This window comes from Pseudonocardia sp. DSM 110487 (genome assembly GCF_019468565.1).
Classification (GTDB): domain Bacteria; phylum Actinomycetota; class Actinomycetes; order Mycobacteriales; family Pseudonocardiaceae; genus Pseudonocardia.
This window is the reverse complement of the sequence record NZ_CP080521.1, coordinates 4136156-4161817: the sequence shown is the minus strand read 5'-3', so window position 1 is coordinate 4161817 and position 25662 is coordinate 4136156. Positions and strand designations below refer to the sequence as shown.

Below are 25662 nucleotides of genomic sequence, written 5' to 3'. Positions count from 1 at the left end.
CGCACCTCCATGTCAATACGAGCTGTCAGCCAACTGGTGTGCGATCGCCTGGAACCACCGGGCGATCGCCTGGGGATCGAGCAGCTCCGAATGCGCGCAGTCGATGCGCACCACGTCGAGGTCGCCCGCGACGTGGGCGGCCCACTGCTCCGACGCGGCGCCGGTGAAGCCCCGCTCGGGGACGGTGGCGTCGACGAAGACGACGTCGCTCGCGACGACGGCGAGCTCTGCGTGCTCCATCATGTGGTCGCTGGCGAGGTAGGTCTGCACCACGCGCGCGATGCCGTCGTCGTCGAGCACGGAGATGGTGCCGCCGTGGGCGCGCACCACGGCCACCGCGTCCGCCACCGTCATGGCACCGGCGCGCTCGGCGGGGATCGGGTAGCCGAGCTCGGTGAGCAGTCCCTCGATCGCGGCGGCACCGTCCCACCGGTCGAGCTCGCGGTCCCCGTCGAGCAGGTGCGTGTCGAGCATCGCCAGCAACCCGATCGTGCGGCCACGCCCGGCGAGCTCGGCCGCGACCTGGTGGGCCACCGCGCCGCCGAACGACCAGCCGATCAGCTGGATCGGTCCGTCCGGCGCGAGTCGTGCCACCTCGTCGGCGTACCGCCGCGCCGTCTCGGCGAGGGTCACCGGCGCGGCGTCCGGGTCCCGCAGCCGCGGTGACTGCAGGCCGTAGAGCGGCACGCCCGCGGGGAGGTACCGCTTCAGCGCGGCGAACTGCCAGCTCAGGCCGCTCGCGGGGTGGACGGCGAAGAGCGGCGGCCGCCCGGCCCCTTCGTTCAGGACGAGAACGGGCTCCAGTCCCCCGGCCCGCTCCGCCGTACCGGCGATCCGCCGGGCCAGCGCCGACACCGTCGGCGTGGCCATCAGTTCGTGCACGGCGACGTCGACGCCCAGGTCGCGCCGCAGCGCGGTGGCGAGCTTCACCAGCAGCAGCGAGTGCCCGCCGAGGACGAAGAAGTCGTCGTCGCGGCCGATGCCGTCCACTCCGAGGACCTCGGTGAAAACCGCGCAGAGCCGCCGTTCGAGATCCGACTCCGGGGCGCTACCGGACCCGCTCACCGCGACCTCGGGGGCCGGGAGCGCCGCGCGGTCGATCTTCCCGTTGGGGGTCTGAGGCAACGCGTCCACGACCGTGACGATCGACGGGACCATGTAGGCCGGGAGCCGCTCGGCGGCCGCGTTCCGAGCGGTTGCCTCGATGTCGGGCTCCGCCACGAGGTAGGCGACGATCCGGTCCTGGTGCACCGCCACCGCGGCGCGCCGCACCCCCGGGACGGACTCGAGAACGGTCTCGATCTCCGCGAGCTCGATGCGGAAGCCCCGCACCTTCACCTGGTGGTCGCCGCGCCCCAGGTACTCCAGCGTCCCGTCCGGTGCCCAGCGGACCAGGTCACCGGTGCGGTACATCCTCACCCCCGGCCGGTTCGGGTCGGCGACGAAGCGGGTGGCGGTGAGCCCCTGCCGGTTCAGATAGCCGCGGGCCACCTGCGGTCCCCCGAGGTACAGCTCGCCGACGACGCCGGGCGGCACCGGCCGCAACGCCTCGTTCAGCACGTGGGCGGTGGTGCCTGCCATCGGGCGCCCGATCCCGGGATCCCGGCCCACGGCAGCGCTCGTCGCCCAGACGGTGACCTCGGTCGGGCCGTACATGTTGGTCAGCCGGGCCGCGCGCCGCCCCAGCTCGGTGGCCAGCCGCGTGGGCAGGGCCTCGCCGCCGACCAGGGCGGTGACCCGGGCCAGGTCCGGGTCGGCGGCGTCCAGCAGGGCGGTCCAGAGCGACGGGGTCGCCTGCATCGCCGTGACCGATTCGGCGTGGAGCACGTCGGCGAGCAGGCGCGGGTCCCGGACCTGCTCGGTCGAGGCGAGCACGACGCACGCCCCGCCTGCGAGCGGCAGCATCAGCTCGAGCACCGCGATGTCGAAGGAGAGCGTCGTGACCGCGAGCAGCCGGTCCTCCGGTGTCAGCGGCAGCGTGTCCCGCGCGGCGGCGAGGAAGTTCGCCAGGTTGCCGTGCTCGACCACCACGCCCTTGGGCCGGCCGGTCGAGCCGGACGTGTAGATCACGTACGCCGCGGTCGCCGGGTCCGGCTCCAGAAGCGGCACCGTGCCGGTGCCGGCGAGCTCGCCGACGGCCACGAGCCCGGCGGCGCACCCGTCGAACAACCCACGGGTCCCGGCGTCGACCACCACCACAGCCGGTGCGGCGTCCGACACCATGTACCGCAACCGGTCCGCGGGGAACTCCGGGTCCAGCGGCAGGAACGCGGCACCGGCCTTCGCGATCCCCAGCAGCGCGACGATCATGTCGGCCGACCGCGGGAGCGCCACGCCCACGATCGTCTCCGGCCCGGCGCCGTGCGCCGCGAGGCCCGCGGCGATCGCATCGGAGGCCGCGTCGAGCTCGGCGTAGGTCAGCGTCGTGTCGCCGAAGCGGCAGGCGACCGCGTCCGGGGTCCGCGCGGCGCACTCTGCGAACCGGCGGAACCACGCGGGCTCCGGCGGCGGCGCGGGGTCGGAGCCTGACCAGCGCGCGATCGCGCGGGCGTCGGGGTCGGTGAGCAGGTCGAGGGTCGGGTACGGGGCGTCGGGGTCGGCGAGGGCGCTGCGCAGCAGCACCTCGAAGCGGGCGGCGAGCGACCGCGCGATCTCGGCCGTGCAGCGGCCCGCGTCGTACTCGATGGACAGCTCCATCGGCTGCCCGGCCCCGGCGTCGACGACGGTGAAGGTGAGGTCGACCTTCGGGTCGGCGGTGAACGACGGGGCCTCCGCGACGGGAAGCCCGAACATCTCGCCGCTCCCCTCCGGACGGCGGTGGTAGCCGAGCATCACCTGGAACAGGGGGTTGCGCCCCGGCACCCGTACCGGGTTGACCGCCTCCACCACCTGCTGGAACGGGAGGTCGGCGTGATCGAGCGCGGCCAGGCCCGTCTCCCGCACGCGGTCGAGGAGCTGCGCGAACGACGGCGCGCCGGTGAGGTCGGTGCGGACGACGACCGTGTTGACGAAGAACCCGACCAGGTCATCGAGCACCGCGTCGCCGCGGCCGGAGGTCGGGCTGCCGATCGGGACGTCGGTGCCGGCACCCATCCGGGACAGCAGCATCGCCAGCGTGGCGTGCAGGGCGAGGAACACGCTCGACGACGACGCGCGCGCCCGCTCCCGCAGTTCGTCCATCAGCTCGGCGTCGAGCCGGACCGAGACGGTCCCGCCACCCCCAGCGCCTGTCGTGACAGCACCGGTCGTGAGGAGGGGCAGTGCCAGCTCCTGCGGCACGCCGGCGAGCCGGCGGACCCAGAAGTCGCGCTGCCGGCTGCTCCGGCTGTCCGGGTCGTCGGGCGAGCCGAGGAACTCCCGGTGCCACAGCGCGTAGTCCGCGTACTGGACCGGCAGCTCACCGAGATCGGGCACCGAACCGGCCCGGCGGGCGCGGTAGGCCGCGTCGAGGTCGGCGAGCAGCGGGCGGTCCGACCACTCGTCGACGGCGATGTGGTGCAGCACGAGCACGACCACCGTGTCGCCGCTGTCGGTCTCGCGGATCAGCGTGGCCCGCACCGGTATCTGCGACGACAGCGCGAACGGACGCGCGATCGCGGCGGCCACGATTGCCTCGGTGTCGCGCGCGACCGCGTCCCGGATCTCCACCTCGGGCACCGCGTGGTCGAGGATGCGCTGCTCGGGAACGTCGAAGGGTCGCTCGCGGGCCCGAGCATCGGATCCGCCGATCAGGGTGCGCAGCACCTCGTGGCGGCCGACGACGTCCGTCAAGGCCGCGATGAACGCCACGGCGTCGACCGCCCCCCGCACCCGCAGCAACAGGGGGTAGTTGTAGGCCACCGACTCCGGGACGAGCTCGTGCAGCAGCCACAGCCGCTCCTGGGCGGGCGACAGCGGCAGACACTCCGGGCGCGGCCTTCGGGTCACCGCGGTCCGCGCGGGCGCCGACCGATCGAGCACGCCTGCCAGGCGTTCGGGGGTGGGGTGGTCGAACAGCTGGCGCAGGGAGACGTCGGCGCCCAGCTCCTCGCGGATGCGGCCGATCACGCGGGTCGCCAGCAGCGAGTGGCCGCCGTGCTCGAAGAAGTCGTCCTCGACGCCGAAGGCCGCCTCGCCGAGGGCAGCGGCGAAGACGGCGCACAGCACGCGTTCGGTGTCGGTCCGCGCCTCGCGGCTGCTCACCGAGACCGTGCGCGGCGCGGGCAGCGCCGCGGTGTCGAGCTTGCCGTTGACGGTCAGCGGCAGCTCGTCGACCACCGCGTACGCGCTGGGCACCAGGTAGGCAGGCATCCGGTCCCGCAGGTGCCGGCGCACGTCCTCGACGACACGGTCGGGGCCGGCGGGCTCCACCGGGATCAGGTAGGCGACCAGCCGCTTGCCTCCCGTGCCGTCGTCAGCGGCGATGACGGCGCTCCGCCGCACCCCGGGCGCCGCGGTCACGTTCGCCTCGATCTCGCCGAGCTCGACACGGTAGCCGCGGATCTTCACCTGGTCGTCGGTGCGGCCCAGGAAGTCGATGTTGCCGTCCGGGCGCACCCGAACCAGGTCACCGGTGCGGTACATGCGCGTGCCGGAGCCGTGCGGATCGGCGACGAACCGCTCCGCGGTGAGCGCCGGCCGGTTCAGGTAGCCGCGCGCCATGCCGACACCCGCGATGTACAGCTCCCCTGCCACGCCGACGGGCACTGGGCGCAGCCACTCGTCCAGCACGAGGGCGCGGGTGTTCCAGATCGGGGTGCCCACCGTGGCGGTGCGGCTGTCCGTGGTGCCGCCGCCGAGGGTGTTGATCGTGTACTCGGTGGGGCCGTACAGGTTGTAGCCGAGCACCCCGTCGGCGTCGCGCAGGGTGGCCCAGAGGCTCTCCGGGACGGCCTCGCCGCCGAGGAGCACCAGTGCGGGCCGGTGTCCGTCGAGCAGGCCGACCTCGACCAGGTGCTGGGCGTAGGTCGGGGTCACGTTCACCACGTCGATCCGGTGGCGGTCGCAGTACTCCACCAGCGCACGGGCGTCACGCCGCAGGTCCTCGTCGCAGACGTGCACGTGGTGGCCCTCCACCAGCCACAGCAGCTCCTCCCACGACATGTCGAAGGAGAACGACACCGTGTGCGCGATCCGCAGCCCGCGCCCGGCGGCGGCGACCGTCGGGGCGAAGATCGCCTCCCGGTGGTTGAGCTGCATGTTCGTCAGCCCGCGGTAGGGGGTGACAACGCCCTTCGGGCGCCCGGTCGAGCCCGAGGTGTAGATGACGTAGGCCGGGTGGTCGAGCCGCCCGGGGCTGCCAGGCGCGAAGCCGGGGATCTCCTCCGGGGCGATCGGGGTGTCGGAGAACTCGTCGTCGCCGGAATCGATGCGGATCATCGGAAGCCCGCAGGGCACCAGGCGCGGCGCCACCGTCGCCGTGGTGAGCAGCAGGGCCGGTGCGGCGTCGTCGACGATGGTCCGCAGGCGCTCGTCGGGGTGGTCGAGCTCCAGCGGCAGGTAGGCCGCCCCCGCGCGGAGCACCGCGAAGAGCGCCACGACCATCTCGATCGACCGCGGCAGCGCGAGCCCGACGATCGTCTCCGGCCCGGCGCCACGCGCGATCAGCAGCCGGGCCATGCGGGAGACCGCGCCGTCCAGCTCCCGGTAGGTGAGCGTCGTGGACCCGAACGTCAACGCCGGGGCGTCCGGCGTCGCGAGCGCCTGCCGGGTGAGGAGCTCGGCGATCGTGAGGTCCTCGAACGGGTGGGCGCGGGCGGCGTCAGCCGCCTCTCGCGCCTCCACCTCGGCCGGGGTCAGCACCGGGAGCGCGGCGACCGGGCTGCTGATGTCGTCTGCCATGCGGTGCAGCAGCCGCTCCAGCCGTGCGAGCAGCGCGACGGCGTCCGCCTCGTCGACGACGTCCGGCCGGTACTCGAGCTTCACCCACAGCCGCCTGCCGGGCATCACCACCCAGGTCAGCGGGTAGTGCGTGGCGTCGACGCTGCGCACCCCGACGATCCCGTTGCGCGTCTCGAGATCGGAGAAGGTCTCGTCGTCGAGGAAGTTCTGCAGGACGTAGAGGCTGTCGAAGAGCGGTGCCCGGCCCGCCGCGCGCTGGATGTCGCCGAGCCCGAGGTACTCGTGCGGCATCGCGTCGAGTCGGTGCTCGAGCGCCTGCCGCATCGTCTGCTCAACCGTGCCCGCCCGGTCCAGCCGGATACGGGCGGGCACGGTGTTGAGGAAGACACCAACGACGTCGTCGATGTCGTCGAGGTCGCTGGGCCGCCCGGCCACGGTGGTGCCGAAGACGACGTCGTCGCTGCCGGCCGCGTGCCCCAGCACCACGGCCAACGCCGTGCTGACCAGGGCGTTCATCGTGACGCCGGCAGCGCGGACCCGCTCGGTGAGCCGGCTGGTGACAGCCTCGGGGATCTCGGCCGAGATCCGCTGGGCCAGCACCGGCTCGGTGCCGACCGCCTGCGGGTAGAGCAGGGTCGGCGCGGCGAGATCGGCGAACGCCTCCCGCCAGAACTCGGTGGACTCCCCCACGTCCTGCCGCCGCAGCCAGTCGAGGTAGTCGACGAAACTCCCCCGCGGCGGCCGGGCCGGCTGCCCGCGGTACGCGTCGAAGAGCTGGGTGAGCACCAGCTCCCGCGACCAGCCGTCCCACAACAGCAGGTGGTAGGTGAACAGGAGGCGGTCCCGCCCATCCGGGCGGTGGATCACCGTCATGCGGGCCAGGGGCGGTTCCCGCAGGTCGAAGGGCGTGCTCCGGTCGGCGTCGGTGAGCTCGGCGATCCGGCGCTCCGCTTCTTCCGCGGCGAGGTGCGAGAGGTCGACCTCGGTCACTCGCCACCGCAGCCCACCGCCGACGAACGCGACGGCGCGCCCGTCACCGATCGTCGTGAAGCCCAGCCGCGTCGCGGCATTGGCGGCGAGCACCTGCTCGTAGGCGGTGGCCAGCCGGTCGGCGGCGAGCCCGCGGTCGAAGTCGAAAGCGTTCTGCGCGAGGTAGACGTCGGCGTCGGCCGCCAGCTCGGACTGGAAGTAGATGCCCTCCTGCAGGGGCGACAGCGGCCAGACGTCCTCCACCTCGGCCTGCGTCGACGCCGTCACCGCTGCGAGCTCGGAGGCGGTGAGGTCGGGGTGGTGCACATCGGACAGGCGACCGGTGTCACCGGACGACTCCGCGAGATCCCGCAGCACCGCGGCGAAGGCGTCCCGCAGGGAGCCGAGCTCACCGTCGTCGAGCCAGCCGTCGGCGTAGGTCAGGACCACCTCCAGCTCCGGCCCGCCCGGCGTGTCCTCGCAGTAGGCGTTGACCTCCAGCAGGTACGGGGTGCCTAAGTCCGGCGATGGGCCGACGCGCAACGCGGCGGTCTCCGGTGCCGCATCCCACGCCTCGGAGCCCGGTGCCCCGAAACGCCCCAGGTAGTTGAACAGCACCTGCGGCTGACCCAGCCGGGCCAGTGCCGCGGCGGTCCGGGCGTTGCAGTAGCGCAGCAGCCCGAAGCCGCATCCGCCGTCGGGGGCGGCGCGCAGCCGATCGCGCACCGCGCCGACGCGGTCGAGCAGCTCACCGGCCCCGACCGGCAGCCGGACCGGGGCGATGGAGGTGAACCACCCGACCGTGCGGGAGAGATCGACATCGCGGGAGAGGTCCTCGCGCCCGTGCCGCTCCAGGTCGATCGTGAGATCACCGTCGGCGAGGCCGCGATCCTCGCGCCAGCGCGAGACGGCGGCGCGCAGGCCCGTCACCAGCGTCTCGGTGACGTCGGAACGCGCGGCGGCCGGCACGGTGGTGAGCAGCGGCAGCGTCTCGTCCACGGTCAGCCGGAAGCGGTGCTCCCGGGTGTCGCCGACGGTGCGGCCCACCACGACCTGGGTCGGGTCGAGCTCGGCGCCCGGTGCGAGCACCTCGCTCCAGTGCGTGAACTCGGCCAGCCGGGCGTCCTGCGCGGAGGCCTCGTTGAGCACCCGGGCGTAGGTCCGCAGCGACGTCGCGACCGGTTCGAGCGCGCTGCCATCCCACGCCGCGCGCACGTCGTCGAGGAGGATGCGCCACGAGACGCCGTCGACGGCGAGGTGGTGCACCACCAGCAGGAGGCGGCCCGGTTCGGCGCCGCGGTCGAAGAACACCGCCGTGACCATCCGGCCCTCGTCGGGTCGCAGCCGGTCGGCCGCGGCGTCGGACTCGGCGCCCAGCAGCTCGGCGAGGGCGGCCTCGTCGAGGTTGCGCGCGTCCACGACGGTGAACACGTCGTCGAGCGCGGGCAGCTCCCGGAGGGTCTCGAGCGCCCAGAGCATCGGCGCGGGCCGGGACAGGCGCAGCCGCAACGCGTCGTGCCGGCGCAGGAGCGCTGTGACCACCGCGCCGACCCGCTCCGCCGTCGCCCCGGGCGGGGTGAGCAGCAGCTCCGACTGGTTGAAGCGATCGATGGTGCCCCCGAGCTCGGCGAGCCGGTGCACGATCGGGGTGAGCATCACCGAGCCGATGGCGTCCGGATCTTCCTCAGGCACCGCGGGCGCCTCCGGGGCCGCGAGCGCCGCGAGCGCCTCTGGGGTCCGGTGCGTGAACACCTCGCGCGGGGTCACCCGCAGCCCGAGCCGCTTCATCCGGTTCACCAGCTGCAGGGCGATGATGCTGTCGCCGCCGAGGGTGAAGAAGTCCGCGTCGGCGCCGGGCGTCTCGACACCGAGGATCTCGCCGAACAGCTCCGCCAGCGCTCCGGCCGCCGTCTGCTCAGCGGGCCGGGCGGACGGGCGCGGCTCGGTGACGGCGGGCAGGGCGTCGCGGTCGAGCTTCCCGTTGATGGTCAGCGGCAGGCGCTCGACCACGGCGAACACGGCCGGAATCATGTGCTCGGGCAGCACGGTCGCCGCATGCCGGCGGACCTGGTCGACATCAATCGCCGCTCGCGCGACGAGGTGCGCGACGAGCCGCGGGCGTCCCTGGGCGTCGCGCTGCACGCTCACCGCGGCGCCGTCGATGTCGTCGAGCTGGAGCAGCGCCGCCTCGACCTCGCCGGGTTCGATGCGGTAGCCGCGCAGCTTCAGCTGGTGGTCCGAGCGCCCCAGGTAGACCAGTTCCCCGGACTCGGTCCACCGGGCGAGATCACCGCTGCGGTAGAGCCGCTCCCCGTCGGGGCCTGCGACGAACCGGGACGCCGTGAGGCCCGGGCGGTCGAGGTAACCGCGCGCCAGCTGCGGTCCGGCGACGTAGATCTCGCCCGTGACCCCGGCGGGTACCGGCTGCAGGTACTGGTCGAGGACCTGCACCGAGAGCCCCGCGAGCGGCGTGCCGATCACGCTGTCGGCGGACGACGCGTCGTCGCGGGTGAGGGCCCGGACGGTCACGTGCACGCAGGTCTCGGTGATCCCGTACATGTTGACCAGCGCGACGTCGTCATGATGCGCGTACCAGGGCGCCAGCCTGCGCAGGTCGAGGGCCTCGCCGCCGAAGACGACGTACCGCAGTGCGAGCGGCCGCCAGCTGTCGCTGTCGGCGGCGATCAGCGAGTAGAACGCCGATGGCGTCTGGTTGAGCACCGTGACGCGCTCGTCGGACAGCAGCGCGCGGAACCGTTCCGGGTCCCGCACCACGTCGTGGTCGACGATCACCAGCCGTCCGCCGTGCAGCAGCGCGCCCCAGATCTCCCACACCGAGAAGTCGAAGGCAGATGAGTGGAACAGCGTCCACACGTCGTCGGGGCCGAAATCGAAGTCGGCCGCCGCGCCGGTGAACAGCGCGGTCACGGCGCTGTGCGGCACCGCAACGCCCTTGGGTAGACCGGTGGAGCCGGAGGTGTAGATGACGTAGGCGTCGGAACCGGCAGCCGCGGCGATCGGCGCCGAACCGCCGGCCGCCGCCGGGTCGTCCAGCCGCAGCACGGCCGGACCACCCTCGGGCAGCACGCTCACCGTCTCGGCCACCACCAGCACGCAGTCCGGTGCCGAGTCGTCGAGGATGTAGGAGATGCGGGCCGCAGGGGAGCCCGGGTCGATCGGCACGTAGCAGCCGCCTGCCTTGAGCACGCCGACGATCGCGACGATCAGGTCGACCGAGCGGGGCAGCACGATCGCGACCCGCGAGCCGGGCCGCACCCCCTGCGCCGCGAGCCGCTGGGCCAGCGCGTCCGAACGTGCGTCCAGCTCGGCGTAGGTCAGCTCGGTGCGCTGGTCGCGCGCGGCCACCGCGGCCGGGTGTTCCTGCGCGACCTGCCGGAACCGGTCGTCCAGGGTGGTGGTCTCGGTACGGGCCGGCGCTGGGGCGCCGGCCCTACTCGACCACCGGGGCGCGGCGCCCGCGCGGAGCCCGGCGACCGTGATCGCGGGGTCATCGGCGAACTGTTCGAGGAACAGCGCCATCGCCTCGACGAGGCGTCGGGCCGACCCGGCCTCGACGAGCCCGGTGTCATAGGTGATCTTGAGGCGCAGCCGCTCGTCCGGGTGCACCACGAGGGCCACCGGGTAGTGCGCGGCGTCGGTGCCGTCGATCCACTCCGCCGTCGGGAGCCCGTCGGCGGGCTCCGCCGACTCGGAAACGGCGAAGTTCTCGACCACCACGATGGTGTCGAACAGCTCGCCCACGCCCGCGATCCGGGCCAGCTCCACGAGCCCCATGTGCTGGTGGTCGAGCACCGCGAGCTGCTGGTCCTGCAGCCGCGCGAGTACGCCGTCGAGGGGTTCGTGCGCGGTCCAGTCCATCGGCACCGGCACGGTGTTGATCATCGGGCCGACGATCTCCTCGATGCCGGCCGTGTTCGCCGCCCGGCCGGACACCGTGGAGCCGAAGACCACACGTTCGCAGCCGAGGGTGCGGCCGAGCAGCAGGCCCCACGCGCCGTGCACGACGGTGGACAGGGTCACCCCGGCCGCCCTGGCCCGCTCGGTGAGCCGCGCCGTGACCGACGCCGACAGCTCGTGCTGCACGTCGGCGTGCGACCCGACCTCGGCACCCCGCGGCGCGTCGATCAGCTTCGTGGGGCCGTCGACCCCTGCGAGCACCTCGGCCCACACCGCACGCGAGTCGGCCGGATCCCGCTCCGCGAGCCGCGCGACGTGGTCGGCGAATGTGACGGCCGGCGCGGGCAGGTCGGCCCGGCCGGTCCGCGCGAGCTGCCGGTAGGCGGCCATGACGTCGTCGAACATCAGCGGGTACGACCAGCCGTCGGCCAGCAGGTGGTGCATGGTCTGGACGAGGCGGTGCCGGTCGTCGTCGAGGGTCACCAGCGTGTAGCGCAGCAGCGGTGGCGCGGTGAGGTCGAAGACGGTGTGGAACCGCTCGGTTGCCAGATCGGCGAACGCTGCCGGCCCCCCGGCCGGAGGCGACGACACAGCCTGGTCCCGGAGATCGACCACCTCCCAGTCCAGGGCCACCTGGCCGGCGATCACCTGCACCACCCGGCCGTCGGTGAGCTCCCGGAACCCGGCGCGCAGCACCGGGTGCCGCTGCACCATGGCCTCCGCCGCGCGGCGCAGCAGGTCCGGGTCCACGGCACCGCGCAGCTCAAGGACGTGCTGGATCACGTACGGGTCGCGGTCTGCCACCTCCGACGAGACGGCCTGCACCGAGTGGAAGTACATGCCCTGCTGGAGCGGCAGCAGCGGCAGCACGTCGACGGGGCCGCCGGGGATCGTCGCCTCCAGCTCGGCGACGTCGTCCATCGTCATCGTGACCAGCGGGAAGTCCGACGGCGTGTGCCCGCCCAGCGCGGCGGAGGCGGCGATGGCCCGCAGCGCGTCCTCCCACAGCCGGGCCAGCTGCTCGATCTCGGCGCGCGACATGACGCCGGTCGGCCAGGTGAGCATCGCCGAGAACTCGGGGCCGACGGCGGTGTCGTGCGCGATCGCGTTCACCGACAGCCCACGCACCTCGGAGCTGGGGTCGACGCCCTCGCCGAGCGCGTCGTAGTCGCCGACCGGCTCCCAGTCGGCCTCCGCACCCGCACCGAAGCGGCCGAGGTAGTTGAAGAGGATCTGCGGCTCGACGTCGGGCAGGTCGACGTCGGCGTCGAGGTCGTTCAGCACGCCGTAGCCGATGCCGCGGGCGGGCACTCGCAGCTGCTCCTTCACGGCCTTGACGGCGCGGGCCAGTCCCGGCCCGGCCGCGACGACGTCGTCCCATGCCGGCGCGCCGGGGTCGAGGCGCACCGGGTGGAGGGAGGTGAACCACCCCACCGTCCGGGAGAGGTCCAGCGGCGTACCGGTCTCGAACGGTTCGGGCTCGCGGCCGTGGCCTTCGAGGCTGAGCAGCACCGCGGAGGACCGGGCGCGGCCGCGGATGCGGCGCCAGTGCGCCACCGCGAGCGCGAAGCCACTCAGCAGGACGTCGTTGACGCCACCGAAGATCGCGGCGGGCACCGTGGACAGCAACGGCCCGGTCACGTCGGCGGGCAGGCGCAGCGTCACGGTGTCGGTGGTCGCGGCGACGTCGACGGCCGGGTCGAGGGCTCGGGAACCGAGATCGGCGTCCGGCGTGGACACGATGTCGCGCCAGTACCCGGCCTCACCGCGGAAGGCGCCGCGGTCGGCGGCCGAGCGCACCTGCTGCGCCCAGGTGCGGAAGGACGTGGCGACCTCGTCGAGCTCGGGCGCCCGCCCGGCTCGCACCGCCGACCAAGCGTGGGCGAGGTCGGCGGTGAGGATGCGCCAGGACACGCCGTCGATGACGAGGTGGTGCACGACGAGCAGCAGGCAGCCGGTTCCGGCGTCGTCCCGGAACCAGTGTGCGCGGACCATCGTCCCGCCGCGGGCGTCCAGGGCGGCGGCCGCGGCGCGGGTGGCGGCCGCCATCTCCTCCGGGGTGGGGCGGCCGGTGCGCTCGGTGACCTCTAGCAGCCGGGCCACGTTCGTGGCGCCGGGTTCCGGCACCCACAGGTGCCATGAACCCGTGGAGCCGACCGCGTCGACGCGGGCCCGCAGCAGGTCGTGCCGTTCGAGGATCGCGCCGAGCACCGCCTCCAGCCCGGCGCGGGTCATTCCGGCGGGGGTGCGGACCACCATGGACTGGTAGAAGTTCTCGAGGGGCATCCGCTCGAACGCCGCGAGGATCGGGGTGTTCGGCACGGCGCCGACGCCCACGTCACGCGGGGCGCGCGGGCGTGCGACCTCGACCGCGATCCCGGCGGCCATCGCCTGCACCGTCCGCTTGCGGAAGACGTCGCGGGGGGCGATCTCGAGACCTGCTTTTCGGGCCCGCCCGCACAGCGTGATCGAGGAGATGCTGTCCCCGCCGAGGGTGAAGAAGTCGTCGTCGACGCCGACCTCGGCCGCGTCGAGTCCGACGACGGAGGCGACGATCTCGACGAGCACCCGCTCGGCCTCGGTGCTCGGGGCGCGGCCGCCCCGGCGCGCCACCGGTCGCGGTTCGGGCAGCGCCGCGGTGTCGAGCTTGCCGTTGACGGTCAGCGGCAGGGCGTCGACCACGCCGTACAGCGCAGGGACCATGTAGTCGGGCAGTACCTTCGCCAGTGCCGCCTGCAGCGCAGCCGGCAGCTCGGCCCGGTCCACACCCGCGTCCGGCACGACATAGGCCGCGAGCCTCTTGATCTCCCCCTCCGCGCGGGCGATCACCGCCACCCGCCGGACCCCGGCCTGCCCGGCGAGCACCGACTCGATCTCGCCGAGCTCCACGCGGTAGCCGCGGATCTTCACCTGGTCGTCGGTGCGGCCGAGGAAGTCGAGGTTGCCGTCCCGGCGGCGGCGTACCAGGTCGCCGGTGCGGTACATGCGTCCGCCCGGCGTCCACGGGTCGGCGACGAACCGCTCGGCCGTGAGGGCGGGCCGGTCCAGGTAGCCGCGCGCCAGCCCGGCGCCCGCGATGTAGAGCTCGCCCACCACGCCGGCGTCAACCGGCCGCAGCCACCCGTCGAGGATGTAGGCGCGGGTGTTGAAGATCGGGTGCCCGACCGTGGACGTGGTGCTCTCGGTCGTTCCCGCGCCGAGGGTGTTGATCGTGTACTCGGTGGGGCCGTAGAGGTTGTAGCCGAGGGTGCCGCTCTCGCGCAGCGCGGTCCACAGGCTGTCGGGCACGGCCTCACCGCCGAGCAGCATCAGCGCGAGGGGGTGCCGGGTGACCAGGCCCTCCTCGATGAGGACCTGGGCGTAGGTCGGCGTCACGTTCACGACGTCGATCCCGTGGCGCTCGCAGTAGGCGACGAGCGCGGGAGCGTCGCGGCGCAGGTCCTCGTCGCAGATGTGGACCTCATGCCCCTCGACGAGCCAGAGCAGCTCCTCCCACGACATGTCGAAGGAGAACGACACCGTGTGGGCGATCCGCAGCCGGCGGCCCCCGGCCGCGGCGACCGTCGGGTCGAAGATCTCCGCACGGTGGTTGAGCTGCATGTTCGTCAGCCCGCGGTACGGGGTGACGACGCCCTTGGGGCGGCCGGTGGAGCCCGAGGTGTAGATGACGTACGCGGGGTGGCCGAGCCGGCCGGGCCGATCCGAGGCGAACGCACCCGGGGCCGCGGCCGGGTAGCCGGTGAGGTCGAGGGTGTCGAGGTCGGTGACCGGGGCGGCCGTCGTCGCGAACCGCGACGAGACGGGTGAGGTGGAGAGCACCAGCATCGGCCGCGCGTCGGCGATCATGCCCGCCAGGCGCTCGTCGGGGTATTCCAGGTCGAGCGGCAGGTAGGCAGCGCCGGTGCGCAGCACCGCGAACAGCGCCACGACCATGTCGACGGACCGCGGCAGGGCGAGGCCGACGATCCGCTCGGGCGCGGCGCCCGCGGCCAGCAGGTGGTGCGCGAGCCGGTTGACGCGCGTGTCGAGTTCCGCGTAGGTGAGCCGGGCGTCGCCGAACACCAGCGCTGTCTCGCCAGGCACGGCGGCGGCCCGCTCGGCGAGGAGGTCGGCGATGGTCGCCGGCCCGATCGGCTGCGCGGCCTTCTCCCACTCGGCCTGCAACGCCGCACCGTCCGATGGCGTCTGCAGATCGAGCTCGCCTACTGGCTGCCCGAGGTTCTCGGCCAACCCGATGAGCAGCTGCTCGAGCCGCGCGAGCAGGGCCGCGGCGGTCTCGCGGCTCACGACGTCGCCGCGGTACTCGAGCTTGATCCACAGCCGCGCGCCCGGATAGATCACCCATGTCAGCGGGTAGTGGGTCGAGTCGACGCCGTTCGCCGAGACGATGCCGTGCTCCGCCTCGAGGTCGGTGAAGGTCTCGTCGTCGACGAAGTTCTGCAGGACGAAGAGGTTGTCGAACAGCTGTCCCTTGCCGACCGCACGCTGGATGTCGCCGAGGCCGAGGTACTCGTAGGGCATCATCGCGACGCGCTGCTCGTGCATCCCGCGCACGGCATCGGCCATGGTGGCGCGTGGATCCAGGCGGACGCGGGCCGGGATGGTGTTGAGGAAGACGCCCACCACCGACTCGATGCCCTCGATCTCGGTGGGCCGACCGGCGACGGTCATGCCGAACACCACGTCGTCGTTGCCTGCGGCGTGCCCGAGCACGAGCCCGAGCGCGGTGCCCACGACCGAGTTCAGGGTGACGCCGATCGAGCGCGCCTGCTCGGACAGGCGGGCCGTGACCTCGGGCGTGAGCTCCACCGACATGCGGGTGGCGATCACCGGGTCGGTGCCGATGGCCTCCGGGAAGAGGATGGTCGGGTCGGCGACGTCGGCGAAGGCCTGCGACCACGCTCCGGCGGATGCGTCGTCGTCCTGTTCTGCGAGCCAGGCCAGGTAGTCGGGGAACTGCGCGGGCACCGGAGCGGGCGGCGCCTCTCCCCTGCGCACCGAGGCGTAGGCGCCGAAGAGCCTGCGCAGCACCAGTTCCCGCGACCAGCCGTCCCACAGCAGGAGGTGGCGGGTGAGGAGCAGCCGGTCCCGCCCGTCGCCGCGCAGCACCGTCAGCCGGAGCAGCGGGGGTCGCGTGAGGTCGAACGGGGTGCGCCGGTCGGCGGCCATGATCGCCTCGGTGCGCTCGGCGCGTTCCTCGGCGGTCAGCGAGGAGAGGTCGATCTCCGTGATCGACGGCGCGACCCGGGCGGCGAGGACCGCGACCGGACGGTCGAGCCCGGTGTCGGTGAACCCCGTGCGCAGCGCCGAGTTCTGTTCCAGCAGGAGCGCACACGCCGCGGTCAGCGCGTCGACGTCGAGCGGGGAGTCGAAGTCGAACGTGTCCTGTGCGATGTAGACGTCGCCGTCGGCCGCGATCCGGGACTGGAAGAACAGCCCCTCCTGCAACGGCGACAGCGGCCAGATGTCGGCGATCGGCAGCGGGGTGGCCGCCTCGATCGCCTGGACGTCGTCGAGGGAGAGGTCGACGAGCGGGAAGTCCGACGGCGTGTGGCCGCGCAGCTCGGGGCAGCCGGCGAGGGCGCGCAGCGCGTCGACCCACAGCGCAGCCAGCTCGGTGATGTCGGCCGCAGGGAGGATCCCGGTCGGCCAGGTCAGGGCGGCCCGGCCCGCTCCCATGACGTTGATCTCGAGCGCGTCGACGGGCGACCGCGGGTCCAGCCCCGAGCCGACGGTGGTGAAGCCCCAGTCCTCGTCGGGTCCGCCGGTGGCCCGGCCGCGGTAGTTGAACACGATCTGCGGGGTGACCGCGGCCAGGTCGGCGCGCTCGTCGAGGTACCGGAGGACGCCGTAGCCGATGCCGGCCGACGGCACCCGCAGCTGCTCCTTGACGAGCTTCGCCGCCCGCGCCAGCCGCGGGCCACCCGACTCCACCTCCGCCCACGACACCTCGCCGGGGTCGAGCCGCACCGGGTAGATGCTCGTGAACGAGCCGACGGTCCGGGACAGGTCGATGTGCCGCTCGAAGAGGTCGCCCTCCCGGCCGTGCCCCTTCACCCGCAGCAGCACCGCCGAGCCTGCGTCCGTCCCGCGGCGGAGCCGCCACTGCCGCAGCGCGAGGGCGAACCCGGTGAGCAGGATGTCGTCGACGCCGCCGTGGATGGCCCGGCTGAGGGTCCCGAACACATCGGCGGGCAGGTCGACGCCGAGGGTGTCGGTGGTCGCGTCGACGTCGATCCGCGGATCGATGGCCCGGTCGCCCAGGTCCGGGTCCGGGGTGTCCAGCACCCCGCGCCAGTACCCGAGCTCGGAACGGAAGGCCCCGACATCGGCAGCCTGCCGGAGGGCCTGCGACCACGTCCGGTAGGACGTCTCCACCGGCTCCAGCCCGGGCTCGCGCCCGGCGGCGACGGCCTGCCACGCGGCGGCCAGGTCGGCGGTCAGGATCCGCCACGAGACGCCGTCGACGACGAGGTGGTGCGCGACCAGCAGCAGGGAGCGCGCGTCCCGGAACCAGTGCGCGCGCAGCAGCATTCCGCGGCGCGCGTCGAGCAGCGCGGCGGCGTCGCGGGTCGCGCGCTCGACCTCCTCCGGCGACGGTTCGGCGGCGCTCTCGGTGATCGGGACGGATACGCCCGCGGCCGGGGGCACGTCGAACGCCCACCCACCGGTGGTGTCGACCACGGCCCGGAGGAGGGCGTGCCGGTCGAGCACCGCGCGCAGGATGCGGTCCAGATCGTCCCGCGTCAGCGACGCGGGCGTGCGCACCAGCATCGACTGGAAGAAGTTGTCGAGGGGAATGCCCTCGGCCGCGGCCTCTGCCATCACGGGCGTGAGGGGCACCGCCCCGACGCCGTCGTCCGCTGCCGGCGCGGGGGCCGGTTCGAGGTCGTCGCCGAGCGCGGCGACCAGGGCCTGCACGGTGCGCAGCCGGAAGATGTCCCGCGGCGTGATCCGCATCCCGGCGCGCCGGGCCCGGCCGGACACCGCGATCGAGGTGATGCTGTCGCCGCCAAGGGCGAAGAAGTCGTCGTCGATACCCACCCGGTCGAGCCGCAGCGCGTCGGCGTACAGCTCGCAGAGCCGCGCTTCCCGCTCGGTGCGGGGTTCGCGGTCGGACACGAGGCTGCTGAAGTCGGGGTCCGGCAGGGCGTTGCGGTCGAGCTTGCCGTTCGGGGTCAGCGGGAACGCGTCGAGCACCACGACGATCGAGGGCACCATGTGCTCGGGCAGGATCTGCGCCACCCGCTCGCGCAACCATTCCGGATCGACGGATCCGACGACGTAGGCGACGAGCCGGCCGTCCCGCACGACCACCACCGCACGGGTGACCTCGGCGGCGGCGACGAGCGCGGCCTCGATCTCCCCCGGCTCGATCCGGAAGCCGCGCACCTGCACCTGGTGGTCGCTGCGGCCGAGGATCTCCAGCACGCCGGTGTCGTCCCAGCGGGCGAGGTCGCCGCTGCGGTACATCCGCTCGCCGGAGACGAACGGGTCGGCGACGAACCGCTCCGCCGTGAGCCCTGGCCGGTTGAGGTAGCCGTACGCCAGCTGCACGCCCGCGATGTAGAGCTCACCTGGAGTGCCGGGCGGTACCGGGTGCAGCGCGCCGTCCAGTACGTAGAGACGCGTGTTGGAGACCGGCCGCCCGACGGGCACCGACCGCTCGACCGGCCGCTCGGCGGTGTCCCATCCGGTGACGTCGATGGCGGCCTCGGTGGGGCCGTAGACGTTGTGCAGCTCGGCATCGCGCAGTTCGGCGATGCCGTCGAAGCGGGCCACGACGTCCGCTGGCAGCGCCTCGCCGCCACAGATCACACGCCGGAGCGACGTGCACCCGCGCACCGCGGGCTCCTCCAGGAACACCGAGAACATCGACGGCACGAACTGGGCGGTCGTGACCTGGTGGGTCTGGATCAGCTCGGCGAGGTAGGCCGCGTCCTTGTGCCCCTCCGGCTTCGCGATCACCATCGTCGCGCCGGACATCAACGGCCAGAACAGCTCCCGCAGCGACGCGTCGAAGCTGGACGGCGTCTTCAGCAGCGTGGGCTCGCCCGGCTCCAGCCGGTACGTCTCCTGCATCCACGACAGGAAGTTCGCCGCGGCGCCATGCGGCACCACCACGCCCTTCGGGCGGCCGGTGGACCCCGAGGTGTAGATGACGTACGCGGGATCGGCGGGTGTGACCGGCACGTCCGGATTCGAAGCGTCCCCGTCGGTCGGGAAGGCCGCCGGGTCGTCGATCACGTGGGCGGGCCGGGCGTCGTCGAGCACGAAGGCGATCCGCTCGGCGGGGTAGCCGGGATCGATCGGCAGGTAGGCCGCGCCCACCTTGTGCACGGCGTACAGCGCGACGATGAGCTCCACGGAGCGTTCGAGGGCCACCGCGACCACGGACCCGGGGGTCACGCCCCGCGCGATGAGGCTGTGCGCCAGCCGGTTCGCGCGCCGGTTCAGTTCTCCATAGCTGACCGCATCGCCCTCGAACACCACCGCGGTCGTGTCGGGGGTGCGCGCCGCCCAGTGCTCGAAGCGGCTCCGCAGCGTGGGCGAGCCGAGATCATGGCGAGTGTCGTTGAACGTGTCGAGGACGAGCGATCGCTCCGCCGGGTCGATCAGCTCGAGCCTGCCGATCGGGACGCTCGCATCGGCGGCCATCCCGCCGAGGATCCGCACCACCTGTCGCAGCAGGCGACGGGCACGAGCCTCCTCGACGAGCCCGATGTCGTACTTCACCTCCAGCCGCACCCGCTCGCCGGGGAAGGCGACCAGCGACAACGGGTAGTGCGAGAAGGTGGTGGAGGTGAACCCGCGCACCGACAGGCCGTCGTCCGCCGGGGCGTAGACCTCGGGGAAGTTCTCGACGATCACGAGCGTGTCGAACAGGGTGCGCAGCCCTCGCGACCGGGCGAGTTCGGCGAGCCCGGCGTGCTGGTGCTCCAGCACCGCGGTCTGCTCGTCCTGCAGGCGGCGCAGCACGGCGGCCACCGGCTCGGCCTTCGTCCACGACATCGGCACCGGAACGGTGTTGATCAGCAGCCCGACCACGGAGTCGACGCCCGGGACGGACTGCCCGGCGCGCCCGGACACCGTCGAGCCGAAGACGACGGAGTCGTCGCCGAGGGTGCGGCCCAGCAGCAGCCCCCACGCGGCGTGCAGCACCGTGCTGAGGGTGACGCCGAGGTCGCGGGCGGTCCTGGTCAGCGCCGCCGTGACGTCGCCTGGTAGTTCCTCCGAGGCGATGCGGTGCTCGCCGACCGCTGCGCCCGGATCCGCGTCGACGAGCAGGGTGGGCTCGTCGACGCCGGCGAGCGCGCCTGCCCACACCTCGTTCGTCTCCTGCGCGTCGGCGCGGGCGATCGCGCCGATGTGCTGGCCCAGCGCGACGGCGGGCAGGCCGCGCAGCGTTCCCCGGTATGCGTCGACGATGTCGTTGAACATCAAGGGGTACGACCAGCCGTCGGCGATGACGTGGTGCATCGTCTGCACCAGCCGGTGCTCGGTCGGGGTCAGCGAGACCACGCTGTAGCGCAGCAGCGGCGGCTCGGACAGCACGAACGGCCGGGCCCGGTCGGCGGCGGCCACCCGCTCCAGCTCGGCAACGGCGTCGGCGTGGGCCCGGTCGGTGAGGTCGACCACCTGCCAGTCGAACTCGACGTGCCCGCTGACGACCTGGACGATCCGCCCGTCGGCGAGATCGCGGAACCCGGCGCGCAGCGCGGGATGCCGGTCGATCATCTCGGCGACCGCGCCCTGCAGCGCGTCGGCGTCCAGCGGCCCGGTGAGCTCGGCGATCTGCTGGATGCGGTAGGTGTCGACCGTGTCGCTGTCGGAGTCGTCCCCGTAGTTCGCGTGGAAGTACATGCCCTGCTGCAGCGGGAGCAGGGGGAGCACGTCCTGCAGGGCGGGGACCGCGCGCTCCAGCTCCGCGACGTCGGCCGGGGTGAGCTCGACGAGCGGGAAGTCCGACGGCGTGAACCCCGCGACCGTGGCGTCGGTGGCGATCGCCGCAAGTGCCCGCAGCCACAGCTCGGCCAGCGCCCTGACCTCGTCCTCGTCGAGAACGGTTTCGGGCCAGCTGAAGCGGGCCGACAGCAGCGGGCCGTCGGCGGTGTCGACGGTGACGGCGTTGATCTCGAGCGCGCGCGGCAGCGGCATCCGCGGGTCGCGGTCCTCACCGACGTCGGACCCCTCGGCGAAGCGGCCGAGGTAGTTGAACAGCAGCGCGGGCGCCACCGCGAGATCCCGCGCACCCGCGAGGTACCGCAAGGCGCCGTAGCTCAGCCCGTTGCTCGGTACCGCGCGCAGCTGCTCCTTGATCGCCTTCACGACCTCGGGCGTTCCGGCGGTGGGGACGTCGAGGGCGACGGGGTAGAGGGTGGTGAACCAGCCGACCGTGCGCGACAGGTCGAGGTGGTCACCCGGCAGCAGCTCGGCCTCCCGGCCGTGCCCCTCCATCTCCAGGAGGAGCTGCCGGCCTGCCGCCTCGTCGCGCCACTCGACCACAGCGAGGGCCAGCGCAGCCACCAGCGCGTCGTTGACGCCGCCGTGGATCGCGGCGGGCACGGTGCCCAGCAGCGGCTCGGTGAGCGCGCTCGTCAGCGTCAGGGTGAGCTCCCGCTCGGTCGCGACCGTGTCGAGCGCGGGATCCAGCGCGCGGCGGCCGATCGCCGGGTTCGGGGTGGCCGCCACCTCGCGCCAGAAGGCGAGGTCGTCGTCGAACGCACCGGCGCGTGCGGCGTCGGCGAGGGCCAGCGACCACTCACGGAAGGAGGTCGGGACCGCCTCGGGGCGCCGACCCGCCCACAGCTCCCGCAGGTCCTCGGCCAGGATGCGCAGCGACACGCCGTCCACCACCACGTGGTGGACGACCAGGACCAGCCGGCCCGGAAGCTCGCCCCCGCGGTCCAGCCACACGAACTCGACCATCCGGCCCGCGCCAGGGTCCAGCCGCTTCGCGGCGGACGCGGTCTCCCGGCGCACGCGCTCGTCGACCGCATCCTCCGCACCGAGCCGGACGTGCGTGATCTCCGGCGCCGGAACATCGGCGGGCACGGTGACCGTCGGCCGGCCATCGGCGCCGGTGCCGACCACCGCGCGGAGCATCTCGTGGTGCCGGACCAGCGCCGCGGCCATCTCGCTGAGGCGGTCGAGGGTGAGCGCGGCCGGGATGTGCACGGCGATGGACTGGTAGAAGCCCGCCGACGGGCCGGTCTCCCATTGCCACTCGACGACGGGGGTGGCCGGCAGCTCGCCGACCGGGTCGACGGTGGCGGGGCGCCCCTCGGCGACGTCACCGGCGATCAGCGCCAGCGCCGCGGGGGTGCGCAGCTCGAACAGCTCGCGCGGCCGCAGGACGAGCCCGGCCCGCCGGGCCCTGCTGACCACGCCGATCGCGACGATGCTGTCGCCACCCAGCGCGAAGAAGTCGTCGTCGGCGCCCACCTCGGTGAGCCCGAGCACCTCGGCGAAGATCGCGCACAACGTCCGCTCGCGCGGGGTGCGCGGAGCGCGCCCGCGCGTGCCCTCCCGCCGGGGTTCAGGCAGGGCGCCCCGGTCCACCTTCCCGTTCGGCGTCAGCGGGAACGCGTCCAGCACCGTGAAGGTGCTGGGGACCATGTACTCGGGCAGCCGGTCGGCACACCACCGCCGGAGCTCCTCCTCCGTCACGGCGGTGGCGAGCGCGTACCCGGCCAGGTACTTCGCGCCTGCGGTGGTCTCCCGCGCCGTCACGACCGCCTGCCGGACAGCCGGGTGGGTGGCCAGCACCGCCTCGACCTCCTCGAGCTCGAGGCGCATCCCGCGGATCTTCACCTGGTTGTCGGCGCGGCCGAGGAACTCCAGCGACCCGTCGGCATGCCACCGCGCCAGGTCACCGGTGCGGTAGAGGCGGGAACCGTCGGCGGCGAACGGGTTCGCGACGAACCGGGACGCCGTCAGGGCAGGCGCGTTGACGTAGCCGCGACCGAGCAGGAACCCGCCCGCGTAGAGCTCACCACCGACGCCGACGGGCAAAGGGCGCAGGGTCTCGTCGAGCACGTAGAGCTGGGTGCTGGGGTTGGGCCGCCCGATCGAGGTGGCGATCCGCTCCGCGTTGTCGCGGTAGATCACATGCGAGACGCCGATCGTCGCCTCCGCGGGGCCGTACCCGTGGTACAGCGTGGTCGTCAGCTGGCTCCGGAACCGCTCGAACAGCTCCGGCGTCAGTACTTCGCCGCCGCACCAGACGTGCTTCAGCCCGTCCAGCTTCGCGGTGCCGCGCGCCATCTCCAACAGCACGTCGAGCATCGAGGAGACGAGGTAGACGAACGTGACGCCCTCGGTGGCGATGAGGTCGAGGAGGTACTGCGGGTCGCGGTCGCCACCGGGTTCTGCGATGACCACGTAGCCGCCGGAGACCAGCGGCAGCAGGATCTCGTTGACCGAGATGTCGAACGACAGCGGCGCCTTGAACAGGGAGGCGTCCCCCGGCCCGAAGCCGAGGATCTTCTCCACCTGCCACTGCAGCCGGTTGCAGATCGCCTCGTGCCGGATCATGGCGCCCTTCGGCTTGCCCGTCGACCCGGACGTGAACATCACGTAAGCCAGTCGGCCGGGCTCGATCCGCACCGCGGGCGGCCGGGTGGGCAGGTCCGCGTACGCCCACGCGTCGAGGTCGACCACCGCTGCGGGCACGAGCGGCGCGGGGTCGGCTGGTGTGCTCTCAGTTGGGCCGGTCACCATCAGCACCGCGCCGGCGTCGTCGAGCACCTGCGTGCGGCGCTGCTCGGGCCATTCCGGATCGACCGGCACGAAGGCGCCACCGGCCACCATGATCGCCAGCATCGAGACGACCATCTCCGCCGACCGCGGGAGGTGCACGGCAACGACCTGCTCGGCGGCGAGCCCACGGTCCAGGAGATGGTGCGCGAGCTGGTCGACCCGCTCGGCCAGCTCCGTGTAGGTGAGCTGCACGCCCGCCGCGCCGTCGACCAGCGCCAGCGCGTCCGGATGCTCCCGCACCGCCCGGTCGAACATCTCGGCGACGGTGGTGGTGTTCGACGGCGGCGTCGAGTCGTTCCACTCGGCCAATGCCTCGAGACGTTCGGCCAGGGTGTCGACTCCGGAGTCCCGCTCGATGGTCATGCCTGTCCCACAGTCCTTTCGCCAGGTCTTGCGGCGAGCTAGTGATCGGCCGTGGCTCGTGACCGCCACGCGCCCCAGAGCTGGGCGTACCGCCCACCTGTCGTGAGGAGTTCGGAATGACGGCCGGCCTCCACGATGCGGCCGTGTTCGAGCACGATCACGCGGTCGGCCGCAGCGGCCTGGGTGAGCCGGTGGGCGACGATCAATGTCGTGCGGCCGGCCGTCGCCGCCGCCGCGGACTGCTCCAGCCCGCGGGCGCCGAGGCTCCCCGCCTCGGCGGTGGCCTCGTCGAGGATCGCGACCGCTGGATCGCGCAGCACGAGCCTGGCCAGCGCGAGCTGTTGCGCCTGGGCCGCGGTGAGGGCGCGGCCACCCTCACCCACGGGCGTCTCGATGCCCTCGGGCAGCGCGTCCACCCAGCCGAGCGCGTCGACGCGCGCCAGTGCCGCGCGGACGTCGTCGGCCGTGGCGTCCGGGCGGGCCAGCCGGAGGTCGTCGGCCAGCGGCCCGGCGAACACGTGCACCTCCTGGCTGACGATCGCCACCTGGCCGCGCACCTGGTCGGCGGTGAGGTCACGCAACGGGACCCCGCCCAGCCGCACCGAGCCGCCGGACGGCACGAGCAGCCCGGCGGCGATGGCCGCGAGGGTGGTCTTCCCCGCCCCGGTGGAACCGACCAGTGCGACCCGCTCCCCCGCCTCGAGCCGCAGGCTCACGCCGTGGAGCACCGGAACGCCGGGCTCGTAACCGAACTCGATCTCCGTCAGCTCGAGCGAGGAGCCCGCGGGCAGCCGGGCCACCTTGAGCGCGGCCCGATCCTCCTCGGGGATGCCCACCACTCCCACCAGCCGGGCCAGGCCGGCGCCCGCCGACTGCACCTCGTCGAAGCTGTGCAGCACGGTGCCGACCGGATCGAAGAGCCGGTGGAAGAGCAACGCGGCGGCCGTCGCCGCACCGACGGTGACCATCCCCTCCCGGACCAGCAGGAACCCGACGACCAGGATCACCGAGAGGCCAACGAACTCGGCGCGGTTGGTGCGGCCGACGAACCGGGTGAACAGCGTGACGATCCCGATCGACAGATCCCGGGCGCGGACGGCGGCGCCGTCGATCTCGGCGAGGTGCCGCCGTTCCAGGCCGTAGGCGTGCACTGTCCTGGAGCCGAGCATGCTCTCCATCAACGCCTGGGAGCGGGCCGCGACCGCCTTGCGCTGGTCGGCGTACATCGGCGCCGACCGCGGCAGGTACCACCGCAGACCGAGCACGTACAGCGGGATCGCGGCCAGCCCGGCGAGCCCGAGCCGCCAGTCCAGCCCGGTCATCGCGACGATGCCGAGCACGACCATCAGCAGCGAGGAGATGACCTTCGGCAGCACGTCGGTGACCGCGCGGCCGATCGTGTTGACGTCGTCGCCGATGCGCGACAACAGATCGCCCTTGCCCGCCTTCTCGATCACGGCGGTCGGCAGCGTGAGCGCGCGCCGCACGACGCGCTCGCGCAGCGTGGCCAGCACCCTCTCACCGAGGCTGCTCGTGAGGTAGGTCGTCGCGCCCGAGCTGATGCCGCCGACGACCGCGGCGACGACCAGGACGATCGAGATGGTCACGATCGACGATGCAGGCTCCTGCCCGCGGACCCGGTCGACGAGCTCGCCGAAGACGTACGCCGGCAGCACCGCCGCGGCCGCCGCGACGACCCCGACCACCAGCGTGCCCGCGGTCAGCCCGATGTGGTTGCGCAGCTCGGCGAACAGCCACGACCACGACTCACGCGCGCCCGCGATGGGAAGCAAGCTCGTCGGCCCAGAACTCGTCGGCTCAGAACTCGTC

The 25662-nt window shown here is 73.3% G+C and carries 2 protein-coding genes; both read right to left on the bottom strand.

All coding sequences use genetic code 11. The features are described from left to right. Nucleotides 1-12: 12 nt before the first annotated feature. Entirely contained in the window at nt 13-23832 is a 23820-nt protein-coding gene (locus K1T35_RS19275) for a non-ribosomal peptide synthase/polyketide synthase (RefSeq protein WP_220261504.1), read from the bottom strand. Nucleotides 23833-23870: 38 nt separating this feature from the next. After that, nucleotides 23871-25625 (bottom strand): ABC transporter ATP-binding protein, encoded by a 1755-nt coding sequence (locus K1T35_RS19270; RefSeq protein WP_255622263.1) that lies wholly within the window; start codon nt 25623-25625, stop codon nt 23871-23873. Nucleotides 25626-25662: the final 37 nt, after the last annotated feature.